The sequence below is a fragment of the Methylobacterium sp. BI1 genome (assembly GCF_056680125.1).
Genome location: NZ_CM155267.1, coordinates 1 through 15,202, shown reverse-complemented (window position 1 = coordinate 15,202; position 15,202 = coordinate 1). Strand labels below are relative to the sequence as shown.

Sequence of the window (15,202 nt, the reverse complement as noted above, 5' to 3'; positions counted from 1 at the left end):
CAGGCCCTAACGGGCGGCGCCGGCGCGACGCCAGATCAGGTGGTAGGTGACCTCTCGGCCGCCGGAGCGGATCGGCGACGCGGTGCTCAGGCGAAGGGTGTCCCCCTCCAGGGAGACGAGGCGCGGCTGTGTCTGCCCGAGCCAGTTCGGGAACAGCGACACGGCCATCGTGTGGGAGAGCAGCCCGTCCGCCTCGATCCGGAACGGGCCGGAATAGGCGATGTACCCGGACGCCTCCGCGGCGAACTCCTCGGGCGTGGCCACGAACCAGTCCCCGGAGGCGAAAGCGGGACGATCCGGCCGCATCAGCTGCGCCGACATGTACCCGTCCGGGGTGTACAGGATCAGCCCCCACGGGTTCTCGCCCAGCGGATAGGACGGGGCCGAGCCGTCGGTGGGCCGCTCGACATACGACACCAGCGTCCAGGCTCCGATCAGCTGCGCGTGCAAGGTTCCGGTCATCGTCCCTCCGTGCCGGGATGCGGCGGCTGTTGTGGTCCTGACGGGAGAGGGGCAAGGATCGAAGCCGCCTGGGCCCGCCCTGCACCGAGGACGGGCCGCGGATCTAACGCGGGACCTACGCCCCGCGCTCCCGTGCGCGGTTCATCACGCGCAGACGCAGCGGGCGGCCGGCAACGGCGCCGCCGAGGCCATCCGTGATCGCGAGGGGAAAGCAACTGGCGATGCCCCTGAGCACTTCGGCGAGGAACGCCTTCTGCGCCCCGTCATCGCCCCTGAGCGTCGCGTGGGTGATCCGCGGCTGCCCCTGCAGGCTCCCATCCCGCTTGATGCTGAACAGGACCGTCACATCGGACCCCGCCGACTCGGCCGAGCCGCCGACCGCCTGCGAACAAGCCCCCAGCCGCTGCCAGAGCCCCGCCAGCGTCGACGCTGGCTCGGCCTGGGCGCTGGAAGCCGCAGCGACGGTGAGCAGCGCCGCGAGTGCGAGAGACCGCATCACGGCAGCATCGATCCTGAAAGCTACGGGTTGCCGCACCGGACTATTGGTTTTGCTTGGGAAAGGTGGTGCTGCTGGAACGGGTTGAACTGTCGACTTCCTGATTACCAAAAGTGTCGCACCCGGTGCATAGAGGTGTGCGGCGGTATATATCATCACTCGTAACCTGCTGTTTCGGTTTGTCTAATCAGGATAATATCGGATATGCGGCGTTCGGCAGGTTTGCGAAAACCGTGCTGCCCATGTGCTGCCTACAGGTTCCCGATCGATGAAACAGAAGCTGACCATGCCCTCGACGTGTTCGAGTTGCCGTCGGTCTTCGTGAGGCAGGCCCCCGTGGGCACAAGGTACGCGTAATGGCTCAGCTACAAAGCCTGCTGGATCTCCGCCATTGGGACAAACGATCTATCTCGTCTTCCCTTCCGTCCGGACAGGCGGCTCAATGAGCGGCTGGACGAAGCTGGCCGCCAGCCTGACGAAGGCCTCCGGCGTCGAGTTCAACCGGGTAATTCTGGCGCGCAAGGCGAAGGGCTGGATCGGCAACGAAGCCGGCACCGCGCCATCGACGCCCTCAGCGAGGCCGACGAGGATTCGACCATGTCGGCGGTCAAACACTCAATGTGTTCTTCCCAGCAATCCGGAGCGGCCCAATGAAGATACAGTCTTTAACACTTGCGCCTGGTAGCTACAACCTTCTCCTTGGCGACAAGATCGTTTGTAGCGTGGTTCATGAGCCTGTTGCCGGCGAGGATGGCCCCATCTAGCATATCGAGTTGCTGGACGATCCACTGCCGGAGAAGCGGCCGCATACGTTCCGCAAAATCGATTACGCTTTCGGCATTCTTGATGCGGCCGTAATGTGTCTCGACGGCGCGCCAGTTCAGATGTTTTGGAAGATGATCAAGTCTTAGTGTCTGTCCTTTTTGGGAATATTAAGCACGTCAGGCCTAGTTTTAAATTCCCAGTTCTGTAAATTTCATTACTCGTTTGGTGACGGATGTCAGATTTGCTGGTGCTTACCGCTAGTAATATTGTGCTTAGCGCGTAAATTTCTGGGAGACCCAATTTAATATATGGCATAGGACGTTAATCCGTTTCTCTAGCGATGGGTTAAGTCAGCTCCCACTACTTATTAGCAGCGTCTGGTTCGAAGCTGTCTTCATCCTTTACACATACAAGCTTGGAATGAGACGCTTTGGACTAAAGAGAACGGCTCTTCCGATGTATACCTTCCGTAGCGAGTGACGCTGCCTCAGATCACGACACCCTCGCCGCCCTGCTGCTGCTGATGGGCTGTGGTGATCTTCTTCATCAGCCGGATCAGGGTCTCCCGCTCGGGACCCGTGAGGGGCTCGAGGGTCGCGTCGTGCGCCTGACGTGCGGCTTCCTCCATACGCTCGAGCAGATCGCGCCCCGCCTGGGTCGGGCGACAGCACTGGGCGCGCCGGTCGGTTGGGGACGCCGTCCGTTCGATGAAGCCGCGGGCTTCGAGGCGTTTCAGAGCCCCGGTCGTCGTCGTTCGGTCCAAGGCGACCGAATTGGCCAAGGTCGTCTGATCGGCTTCGCCCCGCTCTGCCAGCAGAGAGAGCAGACTATACTGCAGCGGAGTGACGCGGAATGCGCCACAACGCTCGGAAAAGAGGCTGACGTGGATCTGATGCAGCCGCCGCATCAGAAAACCCGGTCGCTCCGGCAGGGGCCAGGGTCGCCCCCGCTCCTGAATGCGCTCCGGTGATAGTGCCGTCCCGGCATCGACCGGCCCGATCTCGTCCATCCGCGTTCTGTGCCTCCCCGTGCGATCCGCATCCCGGACGGCGCCTGGCACATACCATGCTTGAGGCAGATGCGAAGCATACTTCGCATCTGCCCGTCCAGGCGATGCGCAGGCCGATGCGAGACGCTGGAGGACGCCGAATGGACGATGGACGCTACGACATGCTGCTGCGCGGCGGCCGGGTGATCTGCCCGGCCTCGGGCATCGACGGCCTCAAGGACGTCGCCATCCGTGATGGGCGGATCGCCGCGGTTGCGGACAGCATCATTCCCTCTGCAGCCACCGAGGTGGTCAACGTGGCGGGTAAGCTGGTCCTGCCGGGCCTGATCGACACGCATGGGCACGTCTACCAGTACGTGACCGGCCGGTTCGGCCTGCCGCCGGACATGGTCGGCGTGCGCTCGGGCGTGACCACGGTGATCGACCAGGGCGGCGCGTCCTGCATGACCCTGCCGGGTTTCCGCCACTTCATTGCCGAGCCAGCCGAGACCCGGATCTACGCCTTCCTGTCGGCCTATCTGGTTGGCGGTCTCGAAGGACATTTCTATCCCAATCTCTATAGCCCGGACGGCGTCGACATCGACGCCACGGTGAAGTCGGCGGTGGAGAACCGCGATCTGGTGCGCGGCATCAAGGGGCACGCCGAGATCGGCGGGTTCGCCCGCTGGGGCATCAAGGTTATGGAGATGGCGGCCGAGATCAGCCGTCGCGCCGACCTGCCGCTCTACGTGCATTTCGGCCAGCTCTGGGGCCTGCCCGAGAGCGGCGCCAACGGCGAGGACGCCAACACGATCATGGAGCGGGTGATCCCGCTGCTGCGCCCCGGGGACTACCTCGCGCACCCGTTCACCCGCCATCCCGGCGGCTTCATCAACGAAGAGGGTGTGGTCCACCCGATCATCCGGGCGGCGATGGACGCTGGCCTGCGGGTCGATGTCGGGCATGGCAGCCACTTCTCCTACCGGGTTGCTCGCGCCTCCCTGCCGGCGGGCGTCGTGCCCTACACCCTCGGGGCGGACATGCACGGCTACAACACCGAGGTGCCGCGGCCGGCGGGGACGCCCGACGAGCACCACGACGACGAGAACCACCCCTTCCTCGGCCAAGCCCGCTTCAGCCTGACCCAGGCCATGAGCTCGATGATGGCACTCGGGCTCAGCCTCGAACAGGTCGTGCCGATGGTGACGCAGCACCCAGCCGAAATGCTGGGCCTCTCCGATCGCATCGGCGCCCTGACCCCGGGCTTCGCCGCCGACGTCTCGGTGCTGCACGATCATCGCGGCCGCTTCCTCCTGCGCGACAACGAGGACACGCAGGTGATCGCCCAGCGTCTGCTGCAGCCGGCCTTCTGCCTGCGCGCCGGCAAGCGCTTCGACGCCGACTCGCCGATCCTGCCCCAGGCCATCGCGGCCTGATCCCGGGCATGCAGGCATACGACCGCAGGGAGAACGACAGCATGGGCGACCACCAGACGCCGGAGACCCCGCTGCCGCCCGACCCCCGGCGCGCTTGGGCGCGCCTCGACCGGGCCGCCCGCGACGCCGCCTACGACAACAACGGCGCGGTGCCCGATGCCGCCGCCCAGGCGGCCGCGCGCAACGCGGCCTCCGCAGTCTACCGGGCAGCGCATCCCGCGGCGCTCGACATTTCCTATGCGACCGCGCCGCGCACGGCCTTCGATCTCTACCCGGCCGCCGACTCGGCCGCACCCTGCCTCGTCTTCATTCATGGCGGCTACTGGCAGCGCAATTCCCGCGATCTCTTCGCATGCCTCGCCGAGGGGCCCGCCGCGGCAGGCTGGTCCGTGGCGATGCCGGGCCATACCCTCGCACCAGAGGCGAGCCTCACCCGGATCGTCGCGGAGATCGGCCTCGCCCTCGACTGGCTGGCCGAGCACGGACCGGCGCACGGCATTGCCGGTCCCCTGGTGCTCGCTGGGTGGTCGGCCGGCGCCCATCTCGCCGCCTTGCAACTCCATCACCCCGCCGTGGTGGCGGGGCTGGCGATCTCGGGCGTCTACGAGCTCGGACCGATCCGCGACACGGGCCTGAACGAGGCCCTCTGCCTCACCGATGCGGAGGTCGCGGGTCTCTCGCCCCTGCGCCAGCCCGTCGTGGCCAAGCCCCTGGCCATCGCCTACGGGACCGCCGAACGCCCGGCTCTGGTCCGCGATGCCCGCGACTTACATGCCCTGCGCAGCGCCCATCACGCGCCAGGGGCCCTGCTGCCCGTGGCCGGTGCCGAACATTTCTCGATCCTGAACGAATTGCGCCGCCCCGGCGGCGCCCTGGTCCGTGCCGCCCGCGACCTCGTCGCGGGCCTGTCCGACGGAGGTCCGTCCGCATGACTGATGCGAGCCCGCTCACCGAGGGCGTCGGCGCCCGCCTGCCCCGCAAGGAGGACGATCGCCTTATGCGCGGGCGCGGACAGTATGTCGGCGACCTGCGCCTGCCCGGCCTGCAGGACGTTGCCTTCGTGCGCAGCCCCCTCGCGCATGCCCGCATCCGGGCCATCCAGGTCCCGGAGGCCTATCGCGGGCAGGTCTTCACCGCGGCCGACCTCGCGGACGTGCAGCCGATCCGGGCTGTCTCGGGGCTCGCCGGATTCAAGGTCTCCGAGCAGCCGGTCCTGGCCAAGGACAAGGTGCGCCAGGTCGGCGAACTCCTGGCGATCTGCCTCGCCCCGACCCGGGCCGAGGCCGAGGACATCGCCGCGGCCGTCGTCCTCGACCTCGAGGAGTTGCCGGCGGTCCACGACATGCAGGCGGCCCGCGCGCCGGGGTCCGCCCTGGTCCACGAGCACTGGGGTGACAACGTCTTCCTCGAGACCTTCGTTGACGTGAATTTCGCGGCCGCCCTCGACGCGCCGATCCGGGTCTCGCGGACCCTCTCCACGGGCCGCCAGTGCATGGCGCCAATTGAGGGGCGGGGCACGGTGGTGCATCTCGACCACCGCCTCGACCAGCTTGTGGTCCAAACGGCGAGCCAGATGCCGCACATCGTGCGCAACGGCCTGTCCGAATGTCTCGGGATCGAGCAGGGACGCCTGCGTATCGTCTCGCCCGACGTCGGCGGCGGCTTCGGCTACAAGGCCATCCTGCTCGCCGAGGACGTCTGCCTCGCCTGGCTGGCGCTCAGGGTCGGCCATCCGGTCCGCTGGCTCGAGGACCGGCGCGAGCACCTCACCGCCAACGCCAATTGTCGCGAGCACCACTACCGCATCACGGCCTACGCCGAGCGTGACGGCACCCTGCGGGGCATCGATTGCGAGGCCACCGTCGATTCCGGCGCCTACTCGGCCTACCCCTTTTCGGCCTGCCTCGAGGCCGCGCAGGTGGCGAGCATCCTGCCCGGCCCCTACGACTTCCCGTCCTATCGCTGCCGGACCTGGTCGGTGGCCACCAACAAGTGCCCGATCCTGCCCTATCGCGGGGTCGCCCGCACCGGCGTCTGTTTCGCGATGGAGCTGATCCTCGATGCCGTGGCGGCCGAGGCCGGCCTGGAGCCCTGGGTGATCCGCGAGAAAAACCTCGTGCGCGCCGACCAGATGCCCTTCGACAACATCACGGCAAAGCATTTCGACAGCGGCGATTACCCGGAGGCACTCCGGCGCGCCCTCGTGGCCATCGACGTCGAGGCCGTGCGGGCGCGCCAGCGGACGCCCGAGCCCGACGGGCGCCGGATCGGTCTCGGGCTGTCGATCTACTGCGAGCAGGCGGCGCACGGCACGTCAGTCTATTCCGGCTGGGGCATCCCCATGGTGCCCGGCCACGAGCAGGCCGGCGCCCGCTTGACGCCCGACGGGGGCCTCGAACTCCGGATCGGAGCGCATTCTCACGGCCAGGGGCTGGAGACTACCCTGGCCCAGGTGGCGCTCGAGATCCTCGGGGTGCCGGTGTCACGGACGCGGGTCGTTCATGGGGACACCGCGATGACGCCCTACTCCACCGGCTCCTGGGGCTCGCGCGTGATGGTGATGGCGGGGGGCGCCGTGGCGGCGGCCTGCCGCGAACTCGCCGACCGCGCCCTGCGTATCGGCGCGCACCTGCTCCAGGCCGACCCGGCGGCCTGCCGCTTCGAGGCTGGCCGCGTCGTCGGTCCCTCGGGTGACATCGGTCTCGCGCAGATCGCGCACACTTGGTACCGGCGCCCGCAGGATCTCGCCCGCGACGTCGATGCCGGTGGGCTCGAAGTCACCGCCGGCTACAAGCCCCAGCGCGATTCCGGCACCTTCTCGTACGCGGCTCACGCGGCCGTCGTCGCGGTGGACCCTGATCTCGGTGCGGTGGAGATCCTCGACTACGTCATCGTCGAGGACGGCGGCACTCTGGTGAACCCGCTTGTGGTCGACGGCCAGATCTATGGAGGCCTCGCGCAGGGGATCGGCACGGCCCTCTACGAGGAGATGTGCTTTGATGCCCGCGGGCAGCCCCTCGCCTCGACCTTCGCCGACTACCTCCTGCCGGGTCCCGCCGAGGTGCCCGAGCCGCGCATCGACCACATGGCGACGCCCTCGCCCTACACGCAGTTCGGCGTGAAGGGCATCGGCGAGGGCGGGGCGATCGCACCGCCGGCGGCTCTGGCCAACGCGATCAACGACGCCCTGCGCCCCCTCGGCGCGACGATGCTGCATGCACCGGTGAGCCAGCATCGCATCGTCGAGGCTGTGCTGGAGGCCCGCGCAGCCGCCCTTGCACGCCCCCAGGAGGCCGCATGAAATCCGCCCGCTTCGCCTACGAGCGCCCCGGCGACCTTGCTGCCTTGCTGGCGCGGCTGGCCGAGGCCGGGGACGGCGTGAAGCTGATGGCAGGGGGCCAGTCCCTCGGCCCGATGCTCAACCTGCGTCTGGCGGAGCCCGGCCGCGTCCTCGACATCACGGGCGTCCCCGAGCTGCGCCGTGCGGCGATCGAGGGCGACACCCTGGTGCTCGGCGCCTGCGTCACTCACGCGGACATCGAGGACGGGCGCGTTCCGGACCTCACCGGCGGGGCGATGGCCCGCGTGGCGACGGCGATCGCCTACCGACCGGTGCGCAACCGAGGCACGATCGGCGGATCCCTGGTCCATGCAGATCCCGCTGCCGACTGGGTCAGCGCGCTGATCGCCCTCGGCGCTGAGGTCGAGCTGGCCACCGCCTCCGGACGGCAGCGCCTGACCCTCGAACGCTTCGTCACCGGCGCCCTCGACGTGGCCCTGGCACCTGGCGAAATGCTGGTGGCGGTGCGGATCCCCGCCCTGAGTCCCGGCGCCGCCTGGGGCTACGCCAAGCACTGCTCCAAGATTGGCGAGTTCGCCCACGCCATCGGCGCCGTGCGGATCGAGCCCGATACGGGACGCGCCCGGGTGGTGGTCGGCGCCATCGAGCGCGCGCCCCTGCTGGTCCCGGACCCGCGCGACCTGTTCGGCGGCCGCATTGACCGGGATTTTGGCGAGCGCTTCGACGCCCACGCCGCCGAGGCTGTCCTGCGGCAGGCCGGCATGACGGACGCGGTGGCACGCCACGTCCACGTCACCGTGCTGGGCCGCGCCGTCGCCCAAGCTGCAGCCCCGCGCCCTTCCACCGCCCTGCCACCGTCCCCCACTCGTACCGTCAGTGAGGCCGCATGAGTACCGCATCGGCCGCCCTTCGCGACGACCGCCTTCCCCTCGACCTCACCGTGAACGGCCGGGCCCGGAGCCTGCGCGCCGAGCCGCGCACGCATCTCGGCGACGTCCTGCGCGACGCCCTCGATCTCACCGGCACGCATCTCGGCTGCGAGCACGGGGTCTGCGGCGCCTGCACGGTGCTCCTCGACGGCGAGCCGGCCCGCGCCTGCCTCACCTTCTCGGGGGCCTGCGTTGGCGCCGAAATCGTTACCATCGAGGGGCTCGACGACGATCCGGTCGCCGGCGAGCTGCGCGCCGCGTTCAACCGCGAGCACGCCCTGCAGTGCGGCTACTGCACGCCCGGCATGCTCATCGCCGCCCGCGATCTCGTCCTGCGCCTGCCGGAGGCCGACGAGCGCCGAATCCGGGCCGGCCTCTCCGGCAACCTCTGCCGCTGCACCGGCTATGTTGGCATCGTCCGGGCCGTGCACAGCGTCATCGCCGAGCGCCGGGCCAGGGGCATCGCGCCGGAGACCGGTGCGCATCGCCCTCTCGGACCCGTCGGGGCCCGCCCCGGCACGTCCGTCGCGGCGGTTCGAACCCCGCTGCCCCGCGCCGCGGCGAGCCCTCCGGCGAAGGCTACGCTGCCGACTGCGAATCTTGGGGCGGATTTCGTGCCCGCCCACCACTTCGAACAGTCGTTTCAGGTGGCGCATTCGCCCGAGATCGTCTTCGCCGCGTTCGGCGACGTGGAGGCCGTGGCCGCCTGCCTGCCCGGGGCGGTGCTGACGGGTCCACCGAGGCCGGATGCCGTCGAGGGCGCCCTCCAGGTGCGGATCGGCCCCATCGCGGCGCAATTCCGCGGGCGAGCCCGCATCAGCCGGGACGAAGAGGCCCGGTCGGGGCGCATCGTAGGCGCGGGCAGCGATGCCGGCGGCCGGTCGGCCACTCAGGGCGAGATCTGCTACCGGGTCATGGCGGGCGAGGAAGCCGGCACGGCCCGAGTCGATCTCGCCATCGGCTACACCCTCAAGGGACCGCTGGCGCAGTTCGGCCGGCCCGGGCTCGTACGCGATCTCGCCGGACGGCTCGGTGCGGACTTCACCCGGAACCTCGAGGCCCGGCTCTCAGGCGCTCCGGCTCCTAAGACAACCGGCCTGAACCCGCTGCACCTCCTGCTCTCCACCCTCCTGGCGCCGTTGCGGCGGCGCCTCGCCGCCCTCCTGGCGCCGCTGCGGCGCCCCTGAGCGCCCCTCCATCGTCGCCAGACCGCCTTCGCCACACCGCCCTCGCCTTCCCATCCGCCCACCGAGACCGGAGCCCACCATGACGCGCAGCAGCCTCACGAGACTCCCCACCCTCACGCTCGCGCTCAGCCTCTCGGCAGGATTTGCCCAGGCCCAGGCGATCCGGATCGGCGTCAACCAGCCCCTGACCGGCCCGTTCGCGGCCTCCGGCACCTACGTGGTCAACGGCGCGAAGATCGCCGCGGACGAGATCAACGCCAAGGGCGGCGTCCTGGGCCGGACGCTCGAACTCGTCATCGAGGACAACAAGAGCAATCCCACCGAAGCCGCGGCGGTGGCCGAGAAGCTGATCACCAGCGACAAGACTCCGGTGCTAATGGGCGCCTGGGGATCTAGCCTCACCCTGGCGGTGATGCCCAAGCTCGCCGATTACGAGACAGCAATGCTGGTGGAGACCTCGTCCTCCGGCAAAATCACCACCTCGGGCAATCCGTTCGTCTTCCGCATCTCGCCGCCCTCAGCGCTGGAGGCCGAAGCCTTCGCGCCCCTGGTGGAGAAGATTGGCCTGAAGAAGGTCGACTTCCTTGCCATCAACAACGACTGGGGCCGGGGGGCGGCCGCCGATTTCACCAAGATGCTCAAGGGCAAAGGCGTCAGCGTCGGCCTCGTGGAGACCATGGATCAGGGCGCGCAGGACATGAGCGCCCAGCTCTCCAAGCTGAAGGGGTCGGATGCCGACACCATCATGATCACCGCCGCCGTCGATCAGCTCACATTGCTATTCAAGCAGATGGCGGCCCTCGGCCTGAAGAAGCGGGTCATCACCACCGGCGGCTCGCAGAACCCCGACCAGATCATCGCCCAGGCGGGGGCTGCGGCCGATGGCACGATGCACCTGACCACCTTCCTGCCCTGGTACCCCGAGAAGACCCCGAACCCGGCGGCGACGGCCTACTTCATCGGCGAGTGGAAGAAGCGCGGCTTCGAGTTCGCCGGCGTCACCGAGAGCTTCCGCGGCTACGACGGCATCCGCGCCATCGCGGTAGCCATCGAGAAGGGCGGCGCCGCCGACGCCGCCGCGATTCGCAAGGGCTTCTGGTCGGTGGACTTCACCGGCCTCAACGGTCCGATCCGCTTCGCGAAGGCCGGCCCGTCCGGGTCCGAGAGCGGCCAAAGCAAGCCGGACGTCTACCTCGTGAAGATCGACGCCGGCAAAGTTGTCGTCCCCGAGCTCTAACGCCGGCCGCTCCCATGCCCGGCCGCCCGCCTGCGGGGCGGCCGAGCTCCCGTCCGCTCCGGCGAGGGCCCTCATGAACGAATTTCTGCAGCACCTCCTCAACACCCTGATCCTGGGCGGCACCTATGCCCTCCTGGGCATCGGCCTGACCTTGATCTTCGGCATCATGAACGTGGTGAATTTCACCCACGGGGCGCTCTACACGGTGGGCGCCTACGTCATGTACCTGGCGGTGACGGCCCTGGGTCTCAACTTCTTCGCGGCCCTGCCGACGGCGATCCTCGGCGGCCTCCTCCTCGGGGCGGTCCTCGACCTAGCCCTGCTGCGCCCACTGCGCGGCGCGGACATGGACACCACCATGCTGGTCATGATCGGGGCCGGCATCGTCCTACAATCGGGCACGCTCTGGCTCTTCGGCGGCGTCGCCAAGTCGATTCCAACGCCGTTCCCTGACGCGCCGCTCCAGCTCGGCCCCATATCGGTGTCCTGGCTGCGCCTGTTCGTGCTCGGAGCGGCCCTTGTGTTGATCGGGCTGACCTACTGGCTGATCAACCGCACCCGGCTCGGGCTCGCCATGCGGGCCACCTTTCAGGACCACGACACCGCCGCCCTGATGGGCGTCAACGTGCGGCTGATCTACACCGCGACCTTCGCCATGGGTTCGAGTCTCGCGGCGGCGGCCGGGGCCCTGCTCGGCCCGGTCTACGTCGTGTTCCCGCAGATGGGTGGCATGGCTGAGTTGAAGGCGTTCGCCATCGTCATTCTGGGCGGCCTCGGTAACGTCACCGGCGCCGCCATCGGCGGCTTCATCCTGGCGCTCGCCGAGGAACTGGGCGCCGGCTACATCTCCTCGGGCTACCGGGACGCCATGGGCTTCCTGATCATCATTGCGGTGCTGATCTTCAAGCCGACCGGCCTGTTCGCCAAGGCGGAGCGCATCGGATGACCCAGCCTTCCAGGACGCGCCACCTCCCCGCCCTCGCCCTCCTGGCGGCGCTCGCCGCCCTGCCTTTCGCGCTCGGCCACGACCCGTACCTGCTCAACGCGCTGATCACGACGGGCATCGTCACCATCGCGGCCATGAGCCTGAACCTGCTCCTCGGCTTCACCGGGCAGCTCAGCCTCGGGCACATCGCCTTCTTCGGCATCGGCGCCTACGTCAGCGCCCTTACGAGCCTCGGCTTCGAGGTCGAGCTCTTCGGCGGCTTGCGCGTCGTGCACGAGCCGTGGCCGCCGGCCGTCGGATTCGGTCTCGCCGTGCTGGCGACCGCCGCCTGCGGCTACCTCGTCGGACGCCTCTCCTTCCGGGTGCGCGGCGCCTACTTCGTGATCGTGACGATCTCCTTCGCCGAGGTAGTGCGCCTCGTCGCACTCAACTGGGTGGAGCTGACGCAGGGTCCCCTGGCCCTCACGGGGATCCCGCCCCTCGGCTTCTGGCTTCCTGGCCTCGGCACGACGGTCCTGCGCACGAAGCTGCAGAACTTCTACCTCGTCCTCGCCGTCGGCACGCTCTGCTACGTCCTCATCGCGCGCCTCGTGGCCTCGCGCTTCGGCCGGGCCATGCGTGGCCTGAAGGAGAACGAGTCCCTCGCCCTCTCGCTCGGCATCAACGCCACGCGCACGCTTACCCTCGCGGCGGTAATCTCGGCAGCGATGGCGGGAGCGGCGGGCAGCCTCTACGCTCACTACCTGCGCATCATCGACCCCGACGTGTTCCTGTTCTCCACCACGGTGACGATGGTCATTATGGTGGTGGGCGGCGGCAAGGGCACGCTGCTCGGCCCCGTCGTCGGCGGCCTGATCTTCGGCCTGCTTCCCGTCGCCCTGCGCCCGGTCATGGTGCCGGAGGCGCAGTGGATGGTGTTCGGTCTCGTGCTGATCGGGATCCAGTTCGTCATGCCGAAGGGCATCGTTCCAGGCCTCGTCCGCCTCGTCGCACGCCGCCGTCCCGCAGCGGCGTCCTCCAGCCCTGTCCCCGCGGAGGTTCGGTCATGAGCGAACGCGCAGTCCCCATCCTCTCCGTGGACCATGTCGGCGTGCGCTTCGGCGGCTTGGTCGCCATCGCGGACCTGCATTTCGACGTCCATCCGGGCGAGATCGTCAGCTTGATCGGCCCGAACGGCGCCGGCAAGACCACGGCCTTCAACGTGATGACCGGATTTCTGAAGCCCAGTCAGGGACAGGTCCGCTTCCGCGGCACCAGCCTGCACGGCTTGCAGCCCCACGAGATCGTCCGGCTGGGCCTGAGCCGGACGTTCCAGCGAACCAGCGTGTTTCCCGACGACACGGTGTTCGACAACGTGATGATCGGCCTCCACCGCCGCAGCCGCGCGCGCCTCGTCGACACGCTGCTCAGGCGGGATCGCGCCAGTGAGGCGGCCCTGCGCGACCGTGCCCGCGAACTTCTCGATTGGGTCGGCCTCTCTGGCCGGGCCCAAGAGAAGGCCGGGGCCCTGGCCTACGGTGAGCAGCGCCTCGTTGGGGTCGCGCTAGCGCTCGCGACCGAGCCCGCCATGCTCCTCCTCGACGAGCCGGTCTCGGGCATGAACGCGTCCGAGACGCAGGTTTTCGTCCGCCTGATCCGCGCGATCCGCGACCGGGGCGTCACTCTGCTGCTGGTCGAGCACGATATGCCAATGGTGATGGAGGTCTCCGACCGCATCGTGGTGCTGAATTATGGCCGCCTCATCGCGGAGGGGCCGCCAGCGGTGATTAGGTCCGATCCCGCCGTGATCGAGGCCTATCTCGGCCAGGGCAGTGCAGCCCGCGCGGCCGCGCAATCCGTCCGGGAGGCGGCTAATGCTTGAGATCCGCGACCTCGTCTGCGGCTACGGCACGGTGACCGCCCTGAAGGGCCTCTCACTCAGGGTCGACGAGGGCCAACTCGTGGCCCTGGTCGGGGCCAACGGCGCCGGTAAGTCGACGACGCTCCGGGCGGTCTCGGGCCTGATCCCGGCGCGCGCGGGCAGCATCCACTTCGCCGGCCGGGACATCACCGGCACCGATCCGCGCAAGGTGCTGGCCCACGGCATTGCCCATTGCCCCGAGGGACGCCGCGTCTTCCCGCAGATGAGCGTCGCCGAGAACCTCGCTATGGGCGCCTACCTGCGGCGCGACCCTGCCGGGGTCTCCGCCGATCTGGCGCGGATCTACAGCGAGTTCCCGCGCCTCGCCGAGCGCCGGCATCAGGCGGCCGGCACCCTCTCGGGCGGCGAGCAGCAGATGCTGGCGATTGGGCGCGCACTGATGTCCCGCCCGCGACTGGTCCTGTTCGACGAGCCCTCCCTCGGCCTCGCGCCCAACATCGTCGAGCGCATGTTCGCCGTTATCCGGGCGATCTGCGACACCGGCACCACGGTCCTCCTGGTGGAGCAGAACGCATTCGCCGCCCTCGAGCTCTGCGACTATGCCTACCTCCTGGAGACCGGCCGCATCGTCCTTTCGGGGCCGGGCGCGACGCTGATCGCAGACCCCCATGTGCGTCAAGCCTATCTTGGAGGTTGAGGCGGGAACCTGGGTCCGGGCCTGCCGGATCGAGGCGCTGGCGGACCGTGCGATCCTCCCCGTCCGCGTAGCGGGCCTCGATCTCGTGCTCGTCCAGGACGGGGGCCGGATCTTCGTCGCCGACCGGGCCTGTCCGCACGAGGGCGCGGACCTAGCCCTGGGGCGCTGCGCCGCCGGGCGCCTGTTCTGTCCCCGGCACCTGGCCTGGTTCACCCTGCCGGGTGGGGCTGTCTCACCGGGATGGTCCTTTCGGGACCTGCGCACCTATCCGGTCCGCATCGAGGGATCCACGATCGTAGTCCGCATCGACGGAGGCCTTTAGTGCTTCGAGACGAACAGCACCTGGGCGAAATTTCCGCCGTTTCGTTTCAGGAACACTCTAGCGGTCAGGCAGGCGCTTTGGCTGGCTAACCCGTTCCCGGGATCAGCAGAGACCAACGAGTGCGACACCGCCGATCATCAAGAGGGCGCCGACAATGCGGCCTAAGCCCGCTCGGTGTTGTTCGAAGCCAACCCAGCCAAAATGGTCCAGTAGGATCGAAGTGACGACGCCGGCCGTGACGAACATTCCAAGGAAGGCGGCGGCGCCAATCTGCCGAACGATGAAGAACTGGGCAAGGATGATCCCGCCACCCATCAGGCCGCCGAACCAAGCCCACCAGGGCATTTGAACCGCTTGGTCGAGAGAGGGCCACGTCAGCCGCCCCGTAATCAGGCCAACGACCAGAATACAGGTGGCTGTACCTGCCACAACAATGAGGCCAGCGGTCAGCGACTGCGCGAGGCCTTTCGACAGAGCCCCGTTCTGACCAGCCTGAACGGCGTTGGCGACGCCTGCGAGCAGGACGAAGCCGTAGAGATACCACATTTTACTTGTCCGACATAAGTGATCCCTTG

The 15,202-nt window shown here is 68.5% G+C and carries 15 protein-coding genes; 11 read left to right on the top strand and 4 right to left on the bottom strand.

The window, feature by feature from the left end; genetic code table 11:
- Positions 1-6 precede the first annotated feature (6 nt).
- The 3 genes from AC1MGR_RS00075 to AC1MGR_RS00065 form a co-directional block, all read right to left on the bottom strand.
- On the bottom strand, positions 7-462 hold the full coding sequence (locus tag AC1MGR_RS00075) for a lipocalin-like domain-containing protein (protein WP_480233277.1): 456 nt from the start codon (positions 460-462) through the stop codon (positions 7-9).
- Between the two features lie 115 nt (positions 463-577).
- Positions 578-958 (bottom strand): hypothetical protein, encoded by a 381-nt coding sequence (locus AC1MGR_RS00070; protein ID WP_108037708.1) that lies wholly within the window; start codon positions 956-958, stop codon positions 578-580.
- Positions 959-2,210: 1,252 nt separating this feature from the next.
- Positions 2,211-2,732, bottom strand: coding sequence for a MarR family winged helix-turn-helix transcriptional regulator (locus tag AC1MGR_RS00065; protein WP_480233276.1), 522 nt, complete (start codon positions 2,730-2,732; stop codon positions 2,211-2,213).
- 140 nt (positions 2,733-2,872) lie between these two features.
- Between AC1MGR_RS00065 and AC1MGR_RS00060 the strand changes: the two genes are divergently transcribed.
- The 11 genes from AC1MGR_RS00060 (at position 2,873) to AC1MGR_RS00010 (ending at position 14,627) form a co-directional block, all read left to right on the top strand.
- Positions 2,873-4,147 (top strand): amidohydrolase/deacetylase family metallohydrolase, encoded by a 1,275-nt coding sequence (locus AC1MGR_RS00060; RefSeq protein WP_480233275.1) that lies wholly within the window; start codon positions 2,873-2,875, stop codon positions 4,145-4,147.
- A gap of 8 nt (positions 4,148-4,155) precedes the next feature.
- Positions 4,156-5,079, top strand: coding sequence for an alpha/beta hydrolase (locus AC1MGR_RS00055; RefSeq protein ID WP_480233274.1), 924 nt, complete (start codon positions 4,156-4,158; stop codon positions 5,077-5,079).
- Positions 5,076-7,448, top strand: a complete 2,373-nt coding sequence (locus AC1MGR_RS00050) for a xanthine dehydrogenase family protein molybdopterin-binding subunit (protein ID WP_480233273.1) — start codon at positions 5,076-5,078, stop codon at positions 7,446-7,448. Before AC1MGR_RS00055 ends, AC1MGR_RS00050 begins: the two co-directional genes overlap by 4 nt.
- A complete protein-coding gene (locus tag AC1MGR_RS00045) occupies positions 7,445-8,338 on the top strand; it encodes an FAD binding domain-containing protein (RefSeq protein ID WP_480233272.1) in 894 nt (297 codons plus the stop codon). The genes AC1MGR_RS00050 and AC1MGR_RS00045 overlap by 4 nt, the downstream gene beginning before the upstream one ends.
- A complete protein-coding gene (locus AC1MGR_RS00040) occupies positions 8,335-9,564 on the top strand; it encodes a xanthine dehydrogenase family Fe-S subunit (protein WP_480233271.1) in 1,230 nt (409 codons plus the stop codon). The genes AC1MGR_RS00045 and AC1MGR_RS00040 overlap by 4 nt, the downstream gene beginning before the upstream one ends.
- A 79-nt stretch (positions 9,565-9,643) precedes the next feature.
- On the top strand, positions 9,644-10,801 hold the full coding sequence (locus AC1MGR_RS00035) for an ABC transporter substrate-binding protein (RefSeq protein WP_480233270.1): 1,158 nt from the start codon (positions 9,644-9,646) through the stop codon (positions 10,799-10,801).
- A 73-nt stretch (positions 10,802-10,874) separates the two neighbouring features.
- On the top strand, positions 10,875-11,747 hold the full coding sequence (locus tag AC1MGR_RS00030; RefSeq protein ID WP_480233269.1) for a branched-chain amino acid ABC transporter permease: 873 nt from the start codon (positions 10,875-10,877) through the stop codon (positions 11,745-11,747).
- Complete coding sequence (locus AC1MGR_RS00025) at positions 11,744-12,796, top strand: branched-chain amino acid ABC transporter permease (protein WP_480233268.1); 1,053 nt, start codon at positions 11,744-11,746, stop codon at positions 12,794-12,796. The genes AC1MGR_RS00030 and AC1MGR_RS00025 overlap by 4 nt, the downstream gene beginning before the upstream one ends.
- A complete protein-coding gene (locus AC1MGR_RS00020; protein WP_480233267.1) occupies positions 12,793-13,608 on the top strand; it encodes an ABC transporter ATP-binding protein in 816 nt (271 codons plus the stop codon). Before AC1MGR_RS00025 ends, AC1MGR_RS00020 begins: the two co-directional genes overlap by 4 nt.
- Entirely contained in the window at positions 13,601-14,305 is a 705-nt protein-coding gene (locus AC1MGR_RS00015) for an ABC transporter ATP-binding protein (protein WP_480233266.1), read from the top strand. Before AC1MGR_RS00020 ends, AC1MGR_RS00015 begins: the two co-directional genes overlap by 8 nt.
- Positions 14,277-14,627: a Rieske (2Fe-2S) protein gene (locus tag AC1MGR_RS00010; RefSeq protein WP_480233265.1), complete on the top strand. Its 351-nt coding sequence runs from the start codon at positions 14,277-14,279 to the stop codon at positions 14,625-14,627. The genes AC1MGR_RS00015 and AC1MGR_RS00010 overlap by 29 nt, the downstream gene beginning before the upstream one ends.
- A 102-nt stretch (positions 14,628-14,729) precedes the next feature.
- Here AC1MGR_RS00010 and AC1MGR_RS00005 read toward each other — a convergent pair whose 3' ends face one another.
- A complete protein-coding gene (locus AC1MGR_RS00005) occupies positions 14,730-15,173 on the bottom strand; it encodes a DMT family transporter (RefSeq protein ID WP_480233264.1) in 444 nt (147 codons plus the stop codon).
- Between the last annotated feature and the right edge of the window lie 29 nt (positions 15,174-15,202).